Origin of the sequence: Intrasporangium zincisolvens (assembly GCF_034724055.1) — a bacterium.
GTDB lineage: Bacteria > Actinomycetota > Actinomycetes > Actinomycetales > Dermatophilaceae > Monashia > Monashia zincisolvens.
Window position 1 is genome coordinate 482,137 of the sequence record NZ_JAWIIL010000003.1, and the last position, 17,855, is coordinate 499,991.

Consider the following 17,855-nt stretch of genomic DNA (forward strand, 5'->3'; position numbering starts at 1 on the left):
CGCGGGGGAGGATCCGCGGGGCCCGCGCGACCCCGCGGACGGGGGCGACCGCGGCCCGGCGCCAGGGGAAACACCGAGCCGCGGTCGCGTTTCGTGGGGTACCCCACGCCTCTCGAACGAGACGGGCCCCCGGGGAGTTCCGCCGGCGTCAGCCGATCTGCCAGGAGCGCTTGCTCAGGCCGAACCAGAAGCCGTCGATGACGCTCTCCGAGGAGAGGCCGCCCGACGCGTACGCCGCGCCGAGCGTCACGAACAGCGGCGCGAAGTGCTCGGTGCGCGGGTGGGCCTCACGGGCGGCCGGGGCCTTGGCGAGGAAGTCGAGCAACCCGTCGACGTCCTGGGCGGCCATGGCCTCCTGGGCCCAGTGGTCGAACTCGGCGCTGGCCTGCGGCGGGGTGCCGTCGGCGCCGGCCGCCGGGTTGAACCAGCGCAGGTTGTGGGTCGTGAAGCCCGAGCCGACGATGAGGGTGCCCTGCTCGCGCAGCGGCGCGAGGCGTCGGCCGATCTCGAAGAGGCCGCGCGGGTCGAGCGTCGGCATCGACATCTGCAGGACTGGCACGTCGGCGTCGGGGAACATCTCCTTGAGGGGGACGTACGCGCCGTGGTCGAGGCCTCGGGCCTCGTCGCGGTGCACCTCGTGGCCGGGGGAGGTGAGCAGGCGCGTCACCTCGTCGGCGAGGCCGGGCGCGGCGGGCGCGTCGTAGGTGACGTCGTAGTACTTCTGCGGGAAGCCCCAGAAGTCGTAGGTGAGCGGGGCGCCGGTCGTCGAGCCGAGGGTCGTCGGGGCGTCCTCCCAGTGGGCCGAGACGATGAGGACGTCCTTGGGCTTGGGCAGGTCGGCCGACCATGCGGCGAGCTCCGCCGTCCAGCGCCGGTCGTCGGCGAGCGGCGGGGCGCCGTGACTCAGGTAGAGGACGGGTGCGGTGGACATGGGGCAGCTCCTATAGAAAGTTGAAACATAAACTATCACGGCAACGCCATCGTGGTGCCTTTTCTTCCGGACGCGTCCCGGGACGTTGTGCCCTGCTCCCCGCCCGCCCGGCGGCGGGAGGGTGTGGCATGAGCGACATCCACGTGATCCACACGGCCGCGCAGCACACGGCCGTCGTCCGCGCCCAGGTCCCCGTGCAGGACCTGCCCGCGTTCTTCGAGCGCGCGTACGGTCAGGTGCTCGCTGCCGTCCGGGCCCAGCGGGCCGCTCCCGTCGGACCGCCGTTCGCGCTCTACCACGGTATGCCCGGGGCGACCGTCGACGTCGAGGCCGGCTTTCCCGTCTCGGCCGCCGTGCCCGCCTCGGGCGACGTCGTGCCCGGCACGCTGCCGGCCGGCGAGGCGGTCGAGGCCGTCCACGTCGGGCCCTACGACCGCCTCCCGGACACCTACGCGGACGTGCAGGCGTGGATGGCCGAGCACGAGCTGAGCTCCGGCCCGCAGATGTGGGAGAGCTACCTCTCCGACCCGCAGAGCGAGCCGGACTCGTCCCGGTGGCGCACGCTCGTGGTCGTCCCGACGGCGTGACGACGGCGTCCTGACGGGGTCCCGACGGCGTCCCGACGGCGCCGGCGGCGAGCGCCGGAGCCGAGCCCGCCGCGTCGCGTCGGGCGTCGCGGTGTGGCGGACCGGGGTGGCGCACCTGTTACGGTCGGGGCGGTTCCGCGTCGGAGCAGCGACGAATCCGCTGCACGTGAGAACGGGAAGTCGTAGGTGAGTCATGGCTGCAGGCAAGGGCCGCAAGCTCGTCATCGTCGAGTCGCCCGCGAAGGCGAAGACGATCGCGGGGTACCTGGGTGGGGACTTCGAGGTGGAGGCGTCGGTCGGGCACATCCGCGACCTGCCGAACCCCTCCGAGCTGCCCGCCGACATGAAGAAGGGCCCGTTCGGCAAGTTCGCCGTCGACGTCGACAACGGCTTCGAGCCGTACTACGTCGTCGACCCGGACAAGAAGAAGAAGGTCGCCGAGCTCAAGCGGCTCCTCAAGGACGCCAGCGAGCTCTACCTCGCCACCGATGAGGACCGCGAGGGCGAGGCCATCGCGTGGCACCTGCTCGAGGCCCTCAAACCGCGGGTTCCCGTCAAGCGCATGGTGTTCCACGAGATCACCCGCGAGGCCATCCAGCGCGCCGTCAACGACACCCGCGAGCTCGACACCCGCCTCGTCGACGCCCAGGAGACCCGCCGCATCCTCGACCGCCTCTACGGCTACGAGGTCAGCCCGGTCCTGTGGCGCAAGGTCCGCCAGGGCCTCTCGGCGGGGCGCGTCCAGTCGGTCGCGACGCGCATGGTCGTCGAGCGCGAGCGCGAGCGGATGGCGTTCGTCAAGGCGTCGTACTGGGACGTCGAGGGCGAGTTCACCCCCGGTGGCGAGCAGCAGCGCTTCGCCGCGCGCCTCGCCTCCGTCGACGGCGCCCGTGTGGCCACCGGCCGCGACTTCGCCGACACCGGCGAGCTGACCGGCAAGGGCGTCGTCCACCTCGAGGAGGGCCTGGCCCGCCGCATCGCCGAGGCGTGCACGGGTGCCGACGCCCGGGTCAGCGACGTGCAGGAGAAGCCCTACACGCGTCGGCCGTCGGCCCCCTTCACCACCTCGACGCTGCAGCAGGAGGCGTCGCGCAAGCTGCGCCTGAGCAGCAAGAACGCGATGCGCGTCGCCCAGCGCCTCTACGAGAACGGCTACATCACCTACATGCGTACCGACAGCACGACGCTGTCGGACGCCGCCCTGACCGCCGCCCGCAGCCAGGCCCGCGACATGTACGGCGCCGAGTACGTGCCCGAGTCGCCGCGGCGGTACGAGAAGAAGGTCAAGAACGCGCAGGAGGCCCACGAGGCCATCCGCCCCGCCGGTGACCGCTTCCGCAGCCCGGCCCAGGTGGCCGGCGAGCTGCGCGGCGACGAGTTCGCGCTCTACGAGCTGATCTGGAAGCGCACCGTCGCCTCGCAGATGGCCGACGCCCGGGGCTCGACCGCCACGGTGCGGCTGTCGGTCGACACCGCGGTCGAGGGCGCCCGGCAGGTCGAGTTCTCGGCCTCCGGCACCGTCATCACCTTCAAGGGCTTCCTCGCCGCCTACGAGGAGGGCCGCGACGACGAGGCCGTGGCGCGCGCCGACGCCGCCGCCGAGGAGCGCCGCCTGCCCAAGCTGTCGACCGGCGTCACCATCGAGGTGCTGAGCGCCGAGGCCGACGGGCACGAGACGAGCCCGCCGGCCCGCTACACCGAGGCCACGCTCGTCAAGGCGATGGAGGAGCGCGGCATCGGCCGCCCGTCCACGTACGCCGCGACGATCGGCACGATCCAGGACCGCGGCTACGTCTTCACCAAGGGCCAGGCCCTCGTGCCGACGTGGCTCGCCTTCGCCGTGACGCGCCTGCTCGAGGAGCACTTCGGCTCGCTCGTCGACTACGAGTTCACCGCCTCCATGGAGGAGGACCTCGACCGCATCGCCAACGGCGACGAGGGTCGGGTGCACTGGCTCGAGCAGTTCTACTTCGGCAACGAGCCCACCTCCGGCGCCGGCCTCAGGCAGCTCGTCGAGGACCTCGGCGAGATCGATGCCAAGGAGATCAGCACGATCCCCCTCGGCGACGGCATGGTGGTGCGCGTCGGTCGTTACGGCCCGTACGTCGAGGAGGTGACGCCCCGCGGGGTCGACCTCGAGACCGGCGAGGTGGCCGAGGGCGCCGACCCGTCGGCGACGCCGCGACGCGCGACGATCACCGACGACGTGGCCCCCGACGAGATGACGCCCGAGAAGGCCCGCGAGCTGCTCGAGGTCGCCGCCGACGACGGCAAGGTGCTCGGCCAGGACCCCGAGACCGGCCGCGACATCATCGCCCGCGCCGGCCGCTACGGCCCGTACGTCACCGAGGTCATCGACGACGACGAGGCGCCGGCGGGTGAGAAGCCCAAGGGCCGCAAGGCCGCCAAGGTCAAGCCGCGCACCGCGTCGCTCTTCAAGGACATGGACCTCGCGACCATCGACCTCGACGCCGCGCTCAAGCTGCTCAGCCTGCCGCGCGTCGTCGGCGCCGACGCCGAGGGTGTCGAGATCACCGCCCAGAACGGCCGCTACGGCCCGTACCTGAAGAAGGGCACCGACTCGCGCTCGCTGCAGACCGAGCAGCAGCTCTTCGACATCACGCTCGAGGAGGCGCTGGCGATCTACGCCCAGCCCAAGCAGCGTGGACGCGCCGCGGCCGCCCCGCTCAAGGAGCTCGGCGCCGACCCGGTCAGCGGCAAGCCGGTGGTCGTCAAGGACGGCCGCTTCGGCCCGTACGTCACCGACGGCGACACCAACGCGACGCTGCGCAAGGACGACGACCCGGCCTCGATCACGCCCGAGCGCGGGTACGAGCTGCTCGCCGAGAAGCGCGCCAAGGGCCCGACGACCCGCAAGCGCGCGGTGAAGAAGACGGCGAAGAAGACGACCCGCAAGACGGCCAAGAAGAGCACGACGAAGAAGGCCGCCACCAAGAAGGCCTGACCCATCTCGGTCGAGAGCCGCCCGTCCCGCTGTGCAGGGGACGGGCGGCTCTTTCGATCACGGCGGATCGGGGGTCGCGCTAGCGTCGCGGTGTGATCGAGATCCGACGCCCCGAACCGGCCGACCGGCCGCGGTGGGAGGCGCTGTTCCGTGCGTACATCGCGTTCTACGAGCGCACGCTCGACGACGCGGCCTACGACCGGGCGTGGCGCGAGATCGCCTCCGACGCAAGGCTGCACGGCCTGGGCGCGTGGCTCGACGACGAGCTGGTCGGGATCACGCACTTCCTCGTGCACCCGAGCTCGAGCGAGTCCGACCTCTGCTACCTCGAGGACCTCTTCACCGTGCCCGAGGCGCGGGGGAACGGCGTCGCCAGCGCCCTGGTCGCTGCGGTCGGGGAGTGGGCGCGCGCGCAGGGGTGCGGCAGCGTCTACTGGCAGACCCACGAGACGAACACGACAGCACGCCGCCTCTACGACCGGCTCGCGAGGTACGAGGGTTTCGTCGTGTACACGATGCCGCTCGGGTGACCGGGCGGATCGGCCGTGGGGGTGGCGTCGGTGTCGCCGACGGGTGAGAGGCTGCTCCCATGGCAACCGTCGTGTTCGTCCACGCCCATCCCGACGACGAGGCGTCCCAGACCTCCGGCTCGATGGCCCGTGCGGTGTCCGAGGGGCACCGCGTCGTCCTCGTCGTCGCCACCAACGGCGACCACGGCGACGCTCCCGACGACCTCGCCGAGGGAGAGACCGTCGTGCACCGCCGGCGCATCGAGGCCGAGGCCGCGGGCGCCGTCATCGGCACGCACCGCGTCGTCTTCCTCGGCTACGCCGACTCCGGCATGACCGGCTGGGCGCAGAACGACCACGAGGCGAGCTTCATGCGGGTCGACACCGAGGAGGCGGCGGGCCGTGTCGCCGACGTGCTGCGCGAGGAGCAGGCCGACGTCGTCGTCGGCTACGACTGGCACGGCGGCTACGGCCACCCCGACCACGTCAAGGTTCACGCCGTCACCAGGCGGGCCGCCGAGCTCGCCGGCACGACCCGCTACCTCGAGTCCTCGATGAACCGCAGTGCCATGATCCGCTCGTTCGAGGCGGCCACGGCCGCCGGCCACGACGTCGGCGAGTGGGACCCGAGCGCGCCGATGGACGACGGCAACCCGCTCGGCAGCCTCGAGGAGGAGCTGCACTGGGCGTGCGACGTCAGCGACTTCCTCGAGGTCAAGCGCTCGGCGCTCAAGGCCCACGCGAGCCAGTCCGATGCCCGGGGCATGCTCGAGATGCCGGAGCAGATGTTCGCCATGGCCTTCGGGTGGGAGCACTTCATCGAGCCGGGGCGTCCGGACGGGATGGTCGCGGGGTGGTTCCTCGCCGACGGAGCCGTCGGGTAGGTTACTGCCGGTAACCTCCACCGCGTCCTGAACCGTCTCCCGAAAGGGGCCACCATGTCCGACATGGACTTCGCGACCGCCACGCCCGAGCAGCTCGCGGCCGTCGAGCCGGCCGAGTTCATCCAGATCGTCAAGAAGATGTCCGACAAGGACGTCACGGCGCTCATGGTGACGGACAACCGGGAGGCGATCCTGAGCGCGATCTTCTCGCGCATGCCCGAGCTCTTCCGCGCCGACCGCGCCGGCTCCACGACGGCCACGACGCACTGGAGCATCACGGGTCGCCCCGACGGCGGCGCCGACGAGTGGACCGTCCGCTTCGCCGACGGCACGTGCACCGCGCTGCCCGGCCACGACGGCGACGCCACGCTCACGCTGGCCATGTCGCCCGTCGACTTCACCAAGGTCATCACCAAGAGCGGCAACCCCGTCATGATGTTCATGACCGGCAAGATCAAGGCCAAGGGCGACCTCGGCCTCGCCGCCAACATCGCGAACTTCTTCGACATCCCCAAGGGCTGAGCCCGGGTGGTCGAGTTCTCGCTGGCCCTCGACGACGACCAGCGCGAGCTGCGCGACTGGGTGCACGGCTTCGCTCGCGACGTCGTGCGCCCGGCCGCGGCCGAGTGGGACGCGCGCGAGGAGACGCCGTGGCCGGTCATCCAGGAGGCGGCGCGCGCCGGGCTCTACGGGTTCGAGTTCCTCGCCCAGGCGTGGGCCGACCCCACCGGCATCGCCATCAACCTCGCCAACGAGGAGCTCTTCTGGGGTGACGCCGGCATCGGCATGTCGATCTTCGGCACGACCCTCGCCGTCGCCGCGATCTACGGCTCCGGCACGCCCGACCAGATGGTCGAGTGGCTGCCGCAGTGCTACGGCGACGCCGACGAGCCGAAGCTGGCCGCCTTCGCGACCACCGAGCCGCAGGCCGGCTCGGACGTCGCGGGGATGCGCACGCGGGCCCGCTACGACGAGGCCGCGGACGAGTGGGTGCTGAACGGGCAGAAGGCCTACATCACCAACGGCGGCATCGCTGCCGTCCATGTCGTGACGGCCGTCGTCGACCCCGACCTCGGCTCCCGCGGGCAGGCGGCCTTCGTCGTGCCGCCGGGCACCCCGGGGCTCGAGGGCGGCCGCAAGCTGCGCAAGCTCGGCCTGCGCGCCTCGCACACGGCCGACGTCTTCCTCGACGACGTCCGCGTGCCCGGCTCGTGCCTGCTCGGCGGCAAGGAGCGGCTCGACGAGCGCCTGGCCCGGGCCCGTGAGGGCGCCGGGGCCGGCAGCGGACGCGGCCCGGGCAGCCAGGCCGCCATGCGCACCTTCGAACTGACCCGCCCGACGGTCGGTGCGCAGGCCATCGGCATCGCCCGCGCGGCCTACGAGCACGCCCTCGACTACGCCAAGGACCGCGTCGCCTTCGGCCGGCCGATCATCGAGAACCAGTCGATCGCCTTCGCCCTCGCCGACATGCGCACGGAGATCGACGCCGCCCGGCTGCTCGTGTGGCGTGCGGCGTGGATGGGCAAGACGAACCAGCCATTCGACGCGGCGGAGGGCTCGATGAGCAAGCTCAAGGCCGGCGAGGTGGCGGTGGCCGTCACCGACAAGGCCGTCCAGATCCTCGGCGGCGCCGGCTACGTGTCCGACCACCCGGTCGAGCGGTGGTCGCGCGACGCGAAGATCTACACGATCTTCGAGGGCACGAGCGAGATCCAGCGGCTCGTCATCGCGCGCGCCATCAGCGGCGTCCGCATCCGCTGACCCCCGACTCCTTCACCCGTCGAGAGGCCACGTTCGGTCGCCTCCCACCCGTCGAGTGGCCACGTTCGGTCGCCTCCGGCGCGTCGAAAGGCCAGCTCTCGTGACGAGAGCTGGCCTTTCGACTGTCGTGGAGCGACCACTCGTGGCCTCTCGACGGTTTGGGGGAGGGCTAGACGACGAGGTTGAGGAGCAGGACGAGGACGAGTCCGGTGACCGACAGGACGGTCTCCATGAGCGACCACGTCTTGATCGTCTGGCCGACCTTCATCCCGAAGTACTCCTTGACGAGCCAGAAGCCGGCATCGTTGACATGGGAGAAGAACACCGAGCCGGCGCCGATGGCCAGGACCATGAGCGAGACCTGGGTGGCCGGCATGCCCGCCGCCAGCGGGGCGAGGATGCCCGACGCCGTGACGGTGGCGACGGTGGCCGAGCCGGTGGCGAGGCGGATGAGGACCGCGACGAGCCAGGCGAGCAGGAGCACCGACAGGCCGCTGCCGGCGATCCAGTCGGCGACGAGCTGGCCGATGCCGGTGTCGACGAGCGTCTGCTTGAAACCACCACCGGCGGCGACGATGAGGATGATGCCGGCGATCGGCGCGAGCGAGGTCTCGAGCGAGGCGCTGACCTCCTTGATGCCCATGCCGGCACCGCGGCCGAGCGTGAACATCGCGAGGATGACGGCGATGAGCAGGGCGACGAGCGGCGTGCCGAGCACGTCGAGCGCGGCGCGGGCCGGGGTGCCCTTGCCGGCGAGGATGTCGGCCAGCGCCTTGGCCATCATGAGCACGACCGGCGTCAGGACGGTGAACAGCGTGATGCCGAACGACGGGCGACGGGTGGCGGCCTCGGCGCGGGGCTCGAAGAGGTCCGGGGCGGGCACGTCGACCCAGCGGGACGCGAGGCGCGCGAACCACGGACCGGCCACGGCGACCGTCGGGATCGCGACGAGGATGCCGAGGCCGAGGGTGATGCCGAGGTCGGCCTTGAGGGCGTCGACCGCCACGAGCGGACCGGGGTGCGGCGGCACGAGGCCGTGCATCGCGGACAGGCCGGCCAGGGCCGGGATGCCGACGCGCACGAGCGACAGGCCCGAGCGACGGGCGACGAGGAAGATCACCGGCATGAGCAGCACGAGGCCGATCTCGAAGAACATCGGCAGGCCGATGATGGCGCCGACGCCGGCCATGGCCCAGGGAAGGGCCTTCGTCGAGCTGCGCCCGACGATGGTGTCGACGATCTCGTCGGCGCCGCCGGAGTCGGCGAGCAGCTTGCCGAACATCGCGCCGAGCGCGATGAGGATGCCGACGCCGGCCGCGGTGCTGCCGAAGCCCTTGGTGTAGCTGTCGATGACGTCGCTCATCGCGACGCCGGCGACGGCGCCGACGGTGAGCGAGCCCAGGGTCAGGGCGAGGAACGGGTGCAGCCTGAAGCGCACGATGAGCAGGACGAGCACGGCGATGCCGATCAGCGCGGCGGGCACGAGGCGCCCGGCGGGGATGGCCGGCGCGGCGTCGGCGGCGACGACCGACGCGGACAGCAGGGTGGTGGTCATGAGTGGATCGCTTCCGGCTCGCTGGAGATGGTGCGGGAGGACAGGAGGTCGAGGGACTGCGTGACGAGGTCGTCGACGGGCTGGTCGACCTCGAGGACGGCGCCGTGCTCGGCGGAGCCGAGGGGCTCGAGCGTCGCGAACTGCGACTCGACGAGGGCGGCGGGCATGAAGTGCCCGGGGCGGCCTGCGACGCGAGCCGCGATGACCTCCGGGGCGCCGTGCAGGTGCAGGAAGTACACGTGCGGGGCGGCCGCGGCGAGCACGTCGCGGTAGTCGTGCTTCAGGGCCGAGCAGCTGGTGACGCCACCGGTCGCGGCGTGCTCGGCGAGCCACCGGGCGATCGTGGCCAGCCACGGGCCGCGGTCGTCGTCGGTGAGCGGGATGCCCGCCGACATCTTGGCGATGTTGGCCTGCGGGTGGAAGTCGTCGGCGTCGGCGAAGGGGACGCGCAGGCGCTGGGCCAGGGCGGCGCCGACCGTCGTCTTGCCCGAGCCGGACACCCCCATGACGACGACCAGGGGTGGTGGGTGGTGCTGGCTGTTCGCTGTCGTCCAGTGCGACATGCTCCGTGACTCCTTCGTCCGGCTCGATCGCTCTCTTCGTCGAGTCGCTCGACCTAGAGTGGAGCAACAAGAGCGTCTTATCAAGTCGTTGGAGCAAATAAAACAGATTTAAAGACGCAAGATGTCGAGCGCGTGTGCCGTGTGACAGGCTGACGCCATGCCCGCCGAACGCCGCCCCGCGCTCCACGCGAGCGTCCTCGACGCACTCGGCCGGCAGGTCGTGTCGGGTGAGCTGGCCACGGGCACGGTCCTGCGCATCGACCAGCTCGACGAGCGGTACGGGGTGTCGCGCTCGGTGGTGCGCGAGGCGGTGCGGGTGCTCGACTCGATGGGCCTGGTCGAGGCGCGCAAGCGCCTCGGGGTGCGGGTGCTGCCGAGCGCGTCGTGGAACGTGTTCGACCCGCGGGTGATCCGGTGGCGTCTGGACGGTCCGGGCCGGGAGGGGCAGCTGCTGTCACTGGGGGAGCTGCGTCGAGGCGTCGAGCCGGTGGCGGCCGAGCTGGCGGCCGCGCACGCGACGCCGGAGCAGTGCGGGGCGATGACCGGCGCCGTGGTGGCGATGGCGGTGCATGCCAAGTCCGGTGACCTGGAGGCCTACCTGCAGGCCGACCAGCTGTTCCACGCGACGCTGCTCGCGGCGTCGGGCAACGAGATGCTCGCGGCGCTGGCGGGGGTGGTCGGTGAGGTGCTGGCCGGTCGCACGCACCACGACCTGATGCCGGCCACGCCGAACCCGGTCGCGGTGCGGCTGCACGGTGACGTGGCCGAGGCCGTCCAGTCCGGCGACGGCGCGGCCGCCTCGGCCGCGATGCAGGCCATCATCGCCGAGGCCAGCGACGCCCTCCGCGACGGCTGATCACCCGTCGAGAGGCCACCTTCGGCCGCTCCCCAACCGTCGAGTGGCCACGATCGGTCGCTTCCCAACCGTCGAGAGGCCACGATCGGCTGCGGTGGACATGTCGAAAGGCCACGTTCCGAGGACGGAACGTGGCCTTTCGACGGTTCAGGGTCAGCCGAACGTGGCCTTTCGACGGTTCAGGGTCAGCCGAACGTGGCCTTTCGACGGTTCAGGCGAGGGCGTCGACGATGCCGTTCAGCGTCGCGGACGGGCGCATGACCTCTGTGACCTTGGCCGGGTCGGGGCGGTAGTAGCCGCCGATCTCGACCGCGTGGCCCTGGGCGCCGATGAGCTCGGCGTCGATGGCCTCGGCGTTGTCGGCGAGGGCCTTGGCCGTGTCGGCGAAGGCCGCCGCGAGCTCGGCGTCGTCGGTCTGCTGTGCCAGCTCCTGGGCCCAGTAGAGGGCCAGGTAGAAGTGGCTGCCGCGGTTGTCGATCTGGCCGACCTTGCGCGCCGGTGACTTGTTCTCGTCGAGGAGGCGGCCGGTGGCCCGGTCGAGCGTCTCGCCGAGCAGCTTGGCGCGGGCGTTGCCGGTGGACTCGGCGAGGTGCTCGAGGCTGACGGCGAGGGCGAGGAACTCCCCGAGGCTGTCCCAGCGCAGGTAGTCCTCCTGGACGAGCTGCTGCACGTGCTTCGGGGCCGAACCGCCGGCGCCGGTCTCGAAGAGGCCACCGCCGTTGATGAGCGGGACGATCGAGAGCATCTTGGCCGACGTGCCGAGCTCGAGGATCGGGAAGAGGTCGGTGAGGTAGTCGCGCAGGACGTTGCCGGTGACCGAGATCGTGTCCTCGCCCTTGCGGATGCGCTCGAGCGAGTATGCGATGGCCTCGGCCGGCGCGAGGATCTCGATGGTCAGGCCCTCGGTGTCGTGCTCGCCGAGGTACTCCTTGACCTTGGTGATGAGGTTGGCGTCGTGCGCGCGGTCGGCGTCGAGCCAGAACACCGCGGGCGTGCCGGTGGCGCGGGCCCGGTTGACGGCCAGCTTGACCCAGTCGCGGATCGGCACGTCCTTGGTCTGGCAGGCGCGCCAGATGTCGCCGGCCGAGACGCTGTGCTCGAGGAGCGTGGCGCCCGAACCGTCGACGACGCGCACGGTGCCGGCCTCGGCGATCTCGAACGTCTTGTCGTGGCTGCCGTACTCCTCGGCCTTCTGCGCCATGAGGCCGACGTTGGGCACCGAGCCCATCGTGGCCGGGTCGAAGGCGCCGTGGGCGCGGCAGTCGTCGAGAACGACCTGGTAGATCGGGGCGTACGAGCTGTCCGGCAGCACGGCGAGGGTGTCCTGCTCGTCGCCCGCGGCATTCCACATGTGACCCGAGGTGCGGATCATCGCCGGCATCGACGCGTCGACGATGACGTCGCTCGGCACGTGCAGGTTGGTGATGCCGCGGTTGCTGTCGACCATGGCGAGCGCCGGGCCGTCGGCCAGGCCCGCCTTGACCGCGTCCTCGACGGCCGCGCGCTGCTCGGCCGGCAGCGACTCGACGGCCTTGAGCATCGCGCCGAGGCCGTCGTTCGGCGAGGCGCCCGCGGCGGTGAGCTCGGCGGCGTGCCCGGAGAACAGCGCGGGGAAGAAGGCGCGGATGACGTGGCCGAAGATGATCGGGTCCGAGACCTTCATCATCGTGGCCTTGAGGTGCACCGAGAAGAGGACGCCCTCCTCCTTGGCCCGCGCGACCTGCGCCGCGAGGAAGCGCTCGAGGGCGGCGACGTCGAGGTAGGTGGCGTCGACGACCTCGCCGGCGAGCACCGGGAAGTCGGGCTTGAGGACCGTGACGGTGCCGTCGGCCGCGACGTGCTCGATGCGGATCGTGCTGTCGCCGTCGATGACGACCGACTTCTCGTTGTGGCGGAAGTCGTCGGCGTCCATCGTCGCGACGTTCGTCTTCGAGTCGGCGCTCCAGGCACCCATCGAGTGCGGGTGCTTGCGTGCGTAGCTCTTGACCGAGGCGGGAGCCCGGCGGTCGGAGTTGCCCTCGCGCAGAACGGGGTTGACGGCCGATCCCTTGATCTTGTCGTACGCCGCACGGGCCGCCTTCTCGGCGTCGGTGCTCGGGTTGTCCGGATAGTCGGGCAGCGCGTAGCCCTGCGCCTGCAGCTCGGCGATCGCGGCCTTGAGCTGCGGGATCGAGGCCGAGATGTTCGGCAGCTTGATGATGTTCGCCTCGGGCGTCTGCGCGAGCTCGCCGAGCTCGGCGAGCGCGTCGTGCCCGACGCCGGTGGCGGCCTGCTCGGGCGTCAAGGCGTCGGGGAAGGCGGCGAGGAGGCGGCCCGACAGGGAGATGTCGCGCGTCTCGACGTCGACACCGGCCTGCTTGGCGAAGGCCGAGACGATGGGCAGCAGCGAGGCCGTCGCCAGCGCGGGGGCCTCGTCGGTGTGCGTGTAGATGATGGTCGAGTCCAACGCGGGTGCTCCGTTCGGTGTGCTCTGGTCGTGCCGGCAGGCTGTTCGGGTGTTTCGGACGAGTCGTCCGATCCCGACGGGCCGGCCGCGGCGACAGGACGCCACGGTCCACCGGCAAGAAATCTTGACATCAAGATATCTGATGCGTCGCGGCCGTGGGGCCGCCGTCCCATCCTGCCGGGGTGGCCTGCGCCACGCCAGACGCGTCGAGCGCCTCGGACGCGTCGCGTGCCGGCGTCCACCCGGGCCGGGCGGCGGGGCACGACCACCGCCCCTAGGCTCGGGCGGGTGAGCCCGTACCGCCCCGACGCCGCGACCGCCCGCCACCTGACCCACCTGCTCGCGACCGAGCAGCGCACGCACCGCCTGCCCTCCGTGGCGGCCGGCGTCGTCCGTGGCGGGGACCTCGTGTGGTCCGACGCGGTGGGCACCCTCGACGGGCGCAGCGACGGTGCGCCCGCCGACGCCGACACCCAGTACCGGATGGGCTCGATCACCAAGACGTTCGTCGCGGTCGCGGTGCTGCGCCTGCGCGACGCCGGCCGCCTCGGCCTCGAGGACCGCTTCGAGCAGCACGTGCCGGGCACGCCGTTCGGGCACGTGACGATCGCCCAGCTGCTCTCGCACGGCGCCGGCCTGCAGGCCGAGACGAACGGCCCGTGGTGGGAGCGCACCCCCGGCGGCTCGTGGGACGAGCTGGTCGCCTCGCCCGTCGGCCAGCGGTTCGCGGAGGGTCGGCGCTTCCACTACACGAACGTCGGCTACGCGGCCCTCGGCGAGCTCGTGGCGCGCGCCCACGGGGCCCCGTGGTCCGAGGTCGTGCGCCGCCAGCTGCTCGAGCCGCTCGGCATGGACCGCACGACCACCCGCCCCACCGGCAAGGCGGCACAAGGCCTGGCCGTCCACCCCTTCGCCGACGTCCTGCTGCCCGAGCCGGAGCACGACGCCGGCGCGATGGGGCCGGCCGGCCAGCTGTGGTCGACGACGACGGACCTCGCCCGCTGGGCCGCCTTCCTCGGCGGCGACACGGCCGGCGTGCTCTCGCGCGACACGCTCGCGGAGATGTGCGAGCCACGCACCGTCAACGACCTGCCGGGGCAGGCCTGGACCGTGGCGCACGGCCTCGGCTGGCAGGTGTGGAACCTCGACGGCGTGCGCTACGCCGGACACGGCGGCTCGATGCCGGGCTTCCTCGCGGGCCTGCGCGTGCGCCTCGACTCCGGCGACGGCGTCGTCGTGGCCGCCAACGCGACCACCGGCATGGGGCCGGTCGCCCAGACGCTGCTCGAGGCGTTCGCCGAGCGCGAGCCGAAGCCGGTGGCGCCCTGGCACGCCGACGCCGCCGGCGCGTCGGGGCACCGAGCAGCGGTGGACCTCGGCGGCACGTGGCACTGGGGGCCGGCGGTCGCGACGGCCCGGCTCGAGGGCGAGCACCTCGTCCTCGGCGAGCCCGGACAGGCGCGCGGGTCGCGGTTCGCCCGCGTCGAGGCCGACGGCCCCGACGCGTGGGTGGGGCTCGACGGCTACTACACGGGCGAGCCATTGCGTGTCGTGCGCCGGCCCGACGGCACGGCCTCCCACCTCGACCTGGCCTCGTTCCGCTTCACCCGCACGCCCTACGACCCGGCCGCGGACGTGCCGGGCGGCGTCGCCGAGCACGGCTGGCGCTGATGCCCCGACCCGACCTCGCGACCCTCGTCTGGCCGCGGCGCACCGACCGGCTGCTGCTGCGCCCGCTGCGCGTCGAGGACATCGAGCCGATCCACGCCTTCCGCAGCCTGCCGGAGGTCGTCGTGCACCTGAGCCACGACGTGCTCACCCTCGCGGAGGTGCGCGAGCGGGTCGTGACGCGGATCGCCCGCGGGCGCCCCGACGCGCTCGAGCCGCTGCTGGGGCTCGCCGTCGAGGAGCAGCGCACCGGACGCGTCATCGGCGACGTCATGCTGCGGCTCGAGCCGTGCCACTCCATCTCGCGCACGCCGACCGACGCGTGGGAGGGCACGATCGGCTACGCGCTGCACCCCGACGTCCACGGGCGAGGCCTCGCCGCCGAGGCCGCCTCCGAGCTGCTGCGCATCGGCTTCCACGACCTCGGCCTGCGCCGCATCACCGCCGACGCGTACGCCGACAACATCGCCTCCAACCGCGTGCTGCACCGGATCGGGATGCGGCTGGAGGCCACGATCCACGCGAAGTCGCTCGGCAAGGACGGCACCTGGCTCGACGACAACGAGTGGGCCGTGCTGCGCGAGGAGTGGATGGGCTGAGACGCGCGCCCGGGCCGTGCGGGCCCGGGCCGTGCGGGCCCGGGCGCCGGGTGCGGCTGCCTGACGCGGGGCCTCAGTGGGCGCCGTGGTGCTCCGCCTGGCGGGGGAGCAGGAAGGTGAGCAGCCACGCGGCGGCGACCATCGCGACGGCCACCCACATGCACGTCTGGACCGCCGAGGTGAACCCGTCGATCGTCGGTGCGGCCGCCCCGCCCTCGATGTGGCCGAAAAACACCGTGCCGAGCACCGCGATGCCGAGCGCGCCGCCGATCTGCTGGACCGCCGTCAGGGTGCCGGACGCCGAGCCGGACTCCTCGGGCGAGACCCCGGCCAGGACGATGTCGAAGAACGGCGCCATGACCATCCCCATGCCGATGCCCATGGGCACGAGCGCCGGGGCCAGCGCGAGGATCGTGACCGACGCGCCGGACGAGCCGACGATGATGCCGAGCAGCACGAGGCCGCCCGCGAGGACGATGCCGCCGAGGTGCATGAGGCGGCGGCCGAGCCGCTCGTTGAGGCCTTGGGCGATGCCGAACCCGGCCATCATGCCGAGCGCCTGCGGCAGGCCCGCGAGACCGGCGTGGAGCGGGTCGAAGCCGAGCCCGAGCTGCACGAAGAGCGTCAGGACGAGCGAGGTGCCCATCAGCGACCCGAAGAGCGCGAGCCCGGTGAGCAGGCCGGAGGTGAAGGCGCGCTTCGTGAACAGCGAGGGCACGACGAGCGTCGCGAGACCGGCGCGGTCGCGGCGTCGCTCGAGCACGGCGAACGCTGCGAAGGCGGCGACGGACAGGGCCAGGAGTGCGAAACACCATGCAGGCCAGTGCTGCTCGCGGCCCTGGATGAGCGGGACGATGAGCGCGACCATGCCGGTGGTGGCGAGCAGTGCGCCGGGCACGTCGATGCGCAGCGACCGGTCGGGACGCGACCCCGGCAGGTAGCGCAGCCCGGCGAGGAAGCCGGCCACGCCGATCGGGATGTTGATGGCGAAGATCGCCCGCCACCCGAGCCCGAGGACATCGGCGTCGACGAGCCACCCCGCGAGCACCGGCCCACCGACCGACGAAAGGCCCATGATCGGGCCGAAAGCGCCGAAGGCCTTGCCCATCTCGGCCGGCGGGAACATCTCCTTGATCATGCCGAGGCCCTGGGGGATCATCGCCGCCCCGAAGAAGCCCTGGACGACACGGGTCACGACGAGCATCTCGGGCGACACCGCGGCGGCGCACGCGATCGAGGCGAGGGTGAAGCCGGCCATGCCGACGAGGAACATCCGGCGCCGGCCGAAGAGGTCACCGAGCCGGCCGCCGAGCAGCAGGCCGGACGCCATCGCGACGGTGTAGGACGCGGTGAACCACTGCACGAGCGTCGCGCTGCCGCCGAGGTCGCGCACGACCGACGGCCCGGCGATGACGGTGACGAGCGCGTCGAGCAGGTCCATCACCTCGGCCGCGAGGACGACGAACAGGGCGGCCCAGCGGTAGGGGTGGGGCGTGAAGGACGCGTCGACGGTGTCCGCGGTTTCGACGGTTTCTACGGTGGGTTCGGGGACCGCGGGTGGCGGTGAGGTGGTGGACGGGGTGCTCATGGCGTCTCCTCGGCTGTCGCGGTTGGCGAACGTTGTTCGTAACGAACAGTGTTCTACTCACGAACAGCGTTCGCGTCAAGTACGATGTTCGTCAGAAGGTCCGACCGGGGCCGCGGCAGCGAGGGGAGCAGCATGGCGGGCAGCGTCACGACGGGCTCGGGAACGCCCGAGCGCCCCGACCTCCCCGACCTCCCCGACGTCCCCTGGCGTCCGCGTCCGCGGGCCACCCGCGCCCGCACCCCGATCTCGCTCGAGAGGATCGTCGACACCGCCCTGCGCATCGTCGACGCCGAGGGCACCGAGGGTGTCACCATGCGACGCGTCGCCACCGAGCTCGGCACCGGACCCGCCTCGCTCTATGCCTATGTCGAGTCGCGCGAGGAGCTGCTCGTGCGCGTCCACGAGCGGGTCATCGAGGAGGTCGACTTCCCCGACTTCCGGGAGGTCGGCTGGCAGGACGGGCTGCGCCGTTTCGCCGCGAGCGTCCATGAGGTGTACCGCCGGCACGCCGACATCGCCCTGCTCAGCTTCGCCGACATCCCGACGACCGAGGCCTCGCTGCGCGGCGCCGAGGACCTCCTCGCGGCGATGCGCGACGGCGGGGTGCCGATGAACGTCGCGGCCTGGGCGATGGACCGGATCTCGCTGTACATCGGGGCCGACGCGTACGAGGGCTGGCTCATGCAGCGGCGCTTCGGCGGGGCCACGCCGGAGGAGTCCGAGGAGCGGGGCAGGGCCTACTTCGCGCAGGTGGGGGAGTTCTTCGCCGCCCTGCCGCGCGACCGCTTCCCGGTCATGACCTCCCACCTCGGCGAGCTGATGGACGGCGACGGCGAACAGCGGTTCGCGTTCGGCGTCGACATGTTCATAGCCGGCATCGCCAGCACCGTGCCCGCGAAGGACGGCGGGGGATCGAAGGCACGGAGCCGCGGAAAGCGCTGAG

The 17,855-nt window shown here is 72.2% G+C and carries 15 protein-coding genes; 10 read left to right on the plus strand and 5 right to left on the minus strand.

The features are described from left to right. Positions 1–148 precede the first annotated feature (148 nt). Entirely contained in the window at positions 149–931 is a 783-nt protein-coding gene (locus RY076_RS10700) for a dioxygenase family protein (protein ID WP_323097653.1), read from the minus strand. Positions 932–1,059: 128 nt separating this feature from the next. Between RY076_RS10700 and RY076_RS10705 the strand changes: the two genes are divergently transcribed. The 6 genes from RY076_RS10705 to RY076_RS10730 all read left to right on the plus strand — a co-directional run bounded on the left by RY076_RS10705 (position 1,060) and on the right by RY076_RS10730 (position 7,637). After that, positions 1,060–1,518 (plus strand): GyrI-like domain-containing protein, encoded by a 459-nt coding sequence (locus RY076_RS10705; protein WP_323097654.1) that lies wholly within the window; start codon positions 1,060–1,062, stop codon positions 1,516–1,518. Positions 1,519–1,711: 193 nt separating this feature from the next. Next, complete coding sequence (gene topA, locus RY076_RS10710; protein ID WP_323097655.1) at positions 1,712–4,483, plus strand: type I DNA topoisomerase; 2,772 nt, start codon at positions 1,712–1,714, stop codon at positions 4,481–4,483. 92 nt (positions 4,484–4,575) lie between these two features. Further along, positions 4,576–5,013 (plus strand): GNAT family N-acetyltransferase, encoded by a 438-nt coding sequence (locus tag RY076_RS10715; RefSeq protein ID WP_323097656.1) that lies wholly within the window; start codon positions 4,576–4,578, stop codon positions 5,011–5,013. A 59-nt stretch (positions 5,014–5,072) separates the two neighbouring features. Further along, the gene (locus RY076_RS10720) at positions 5,073–5,876 is read left to right on the plus strand and encodes a PIG-L deacetylase family protein (RefSeq protein ID WP_323097657.1); all 804 of its coding nucleotides are present in this window, start codon (positions 5,073–5,075) and stop codon (positions 5,874–5,876) included. Between the two features lie 63 nt (positions 5,877–5,939). Then, on the plus strand, positions 5,940–6,398 hold the full coding sequence (locus RY076_RS10725) for an SCP2 sterol-binding domain-containing protein (RefSeq protein ID WP_323097658.1): 459 nt from the start codon (positions 5,940–5,942) through the stop codon (positions 6,396–6,398). A 6-nt stretch (positions 6,399–6,404) separates the two neighbouring features. Further along, entirely contained in the window at positions 6,405–7,637 is a 1,233-nt protein-coding gene (locus RY076_RS10730) for an acyl-CoA dehydrogenase family protein (RefSeq protein WP_323097659.1), read from the plus strand. Between the two features lie 169 nt (positions 7,638–7,806). Here the strand turns inward: RY076_RS10730 and RY076_RS10735 are convergent, their stop codons facing one another. Then, entirely contained in the window at positions 7,807–9,192 is a 1,386-nt protein-coding gene (locus tag RY076_RS10735; protein WP_323097660.1) for a GntP family permease, read from the minus strand. Beyond that, a complete protein-coding gene (locus tag RY076_RS10740) occupies positions 9,189–9,755 on the minus strand; it encodes a gluconokinase (protein WP_323097661.1) in 567 nt (188 codons plus the stop codon). Before RY076_RS10740 ends, RY076_RS10735 begins: the two co-directional genes overlap by 4 nt. Positions 9,756–9,912: 157 nt before the next feature. Here RY076_RS10740 and RY076_RS10745 point away from each other — a divergent pair, with 157 nt between their 5' ends. Next, on the plus strand, positions 9,913–10,611 hold the full coding sequence (locus RY076_RS10745) for a FadR/GntR family transcriptional regulator (protein WP_323097663.1): 699 nt from the start codon (positions 9,913–9,915) through the stop codon (positions 10,609–10,611). Positions 10,612–10,822: 211 nt separating this feature from the next. Here the strand turns inward: RY076_RS10745 and RY076_RS10750 are convergent, their stop codons facing one another. Beyond that, positions 10,823–13,057 (minus strand): NADP-dependent isocitrate dehydrogenase, encoded by a 2,235-nt coding sequence (locus RY076_RS10750; RefSeq protein ID WP_323097664.1) that lies wholly within the window; start codon positions 13,055–13,057, stop codon positions 10,823–10,825. 288 nt (positions 13,058–13,345) lie between these two features. Here RY076_RS10750 and RY076_RS10755 point away from each other — a divergent pair, with 288 nt between their 5' ends. Together RY076_RS10755 and RY076_RS10760 are read left to right on the plus strand one after the other, a co-directional pair. Next, the gene (locus RY076_RS10755) at positions 13,346–14,728 is read left to right on the plus strand and encodes a serine hydrolase domain-containing protein (RefSeq protein WP_323097665.1); all 1,383 of its coding nucleotides are present in this window, start codon (positions 13,346–13,348) and stop codon (positions 14,726–14,728) included. Next, positions 14,728–15,324, plus strand: a complete 597-nt coding sequence (locus tag RY076_RS10760; RefSeq protein ID WP_323097666.1) for a GNAT family N-acetyltransferase — start codon at positions 14,728–14,730, stop codon at positions 15,322–15,324. The genes RY076_RS10755 and RY076_RS10760 overlap by 1 nt, the downstream gene beginning before the upstream one ends. A 73-nt stretch (positions 15,325–15,397) precedes the next feature. Here RY076_RS10760 and RY076_RS10765 read toward each other — a convergent pair whose 3' ends face one another. Beyond that, a complete protein-coding gene (locus RY076_RS10765) occupies positions 15,398–16,912 on the minus strand; it encodes an MFS transporter (protein ID WP_323097667.1) in 1,515 nt (504 codons plus the stop codon). A gap of 132 nt (positions 16,913–17,044) precedes the next feature. Here RY076_RS10765 and RY076_RS10770 point away from each other — a divergent pair, with 132 nt between their 5' ends. Further along, positions 17,045–17,854, plus strand: a complete 810-nt coding sequence (locus RY076_RS10770; protein ID WP_323097668.1) for a TetR/AcrR family transcriptional regulator — start codon at positions 17,045–17,047, stop codon at positions 17,852–17,854. The last annotated feature ends 1 nt before the right edge of the window (position 17,855 follow it).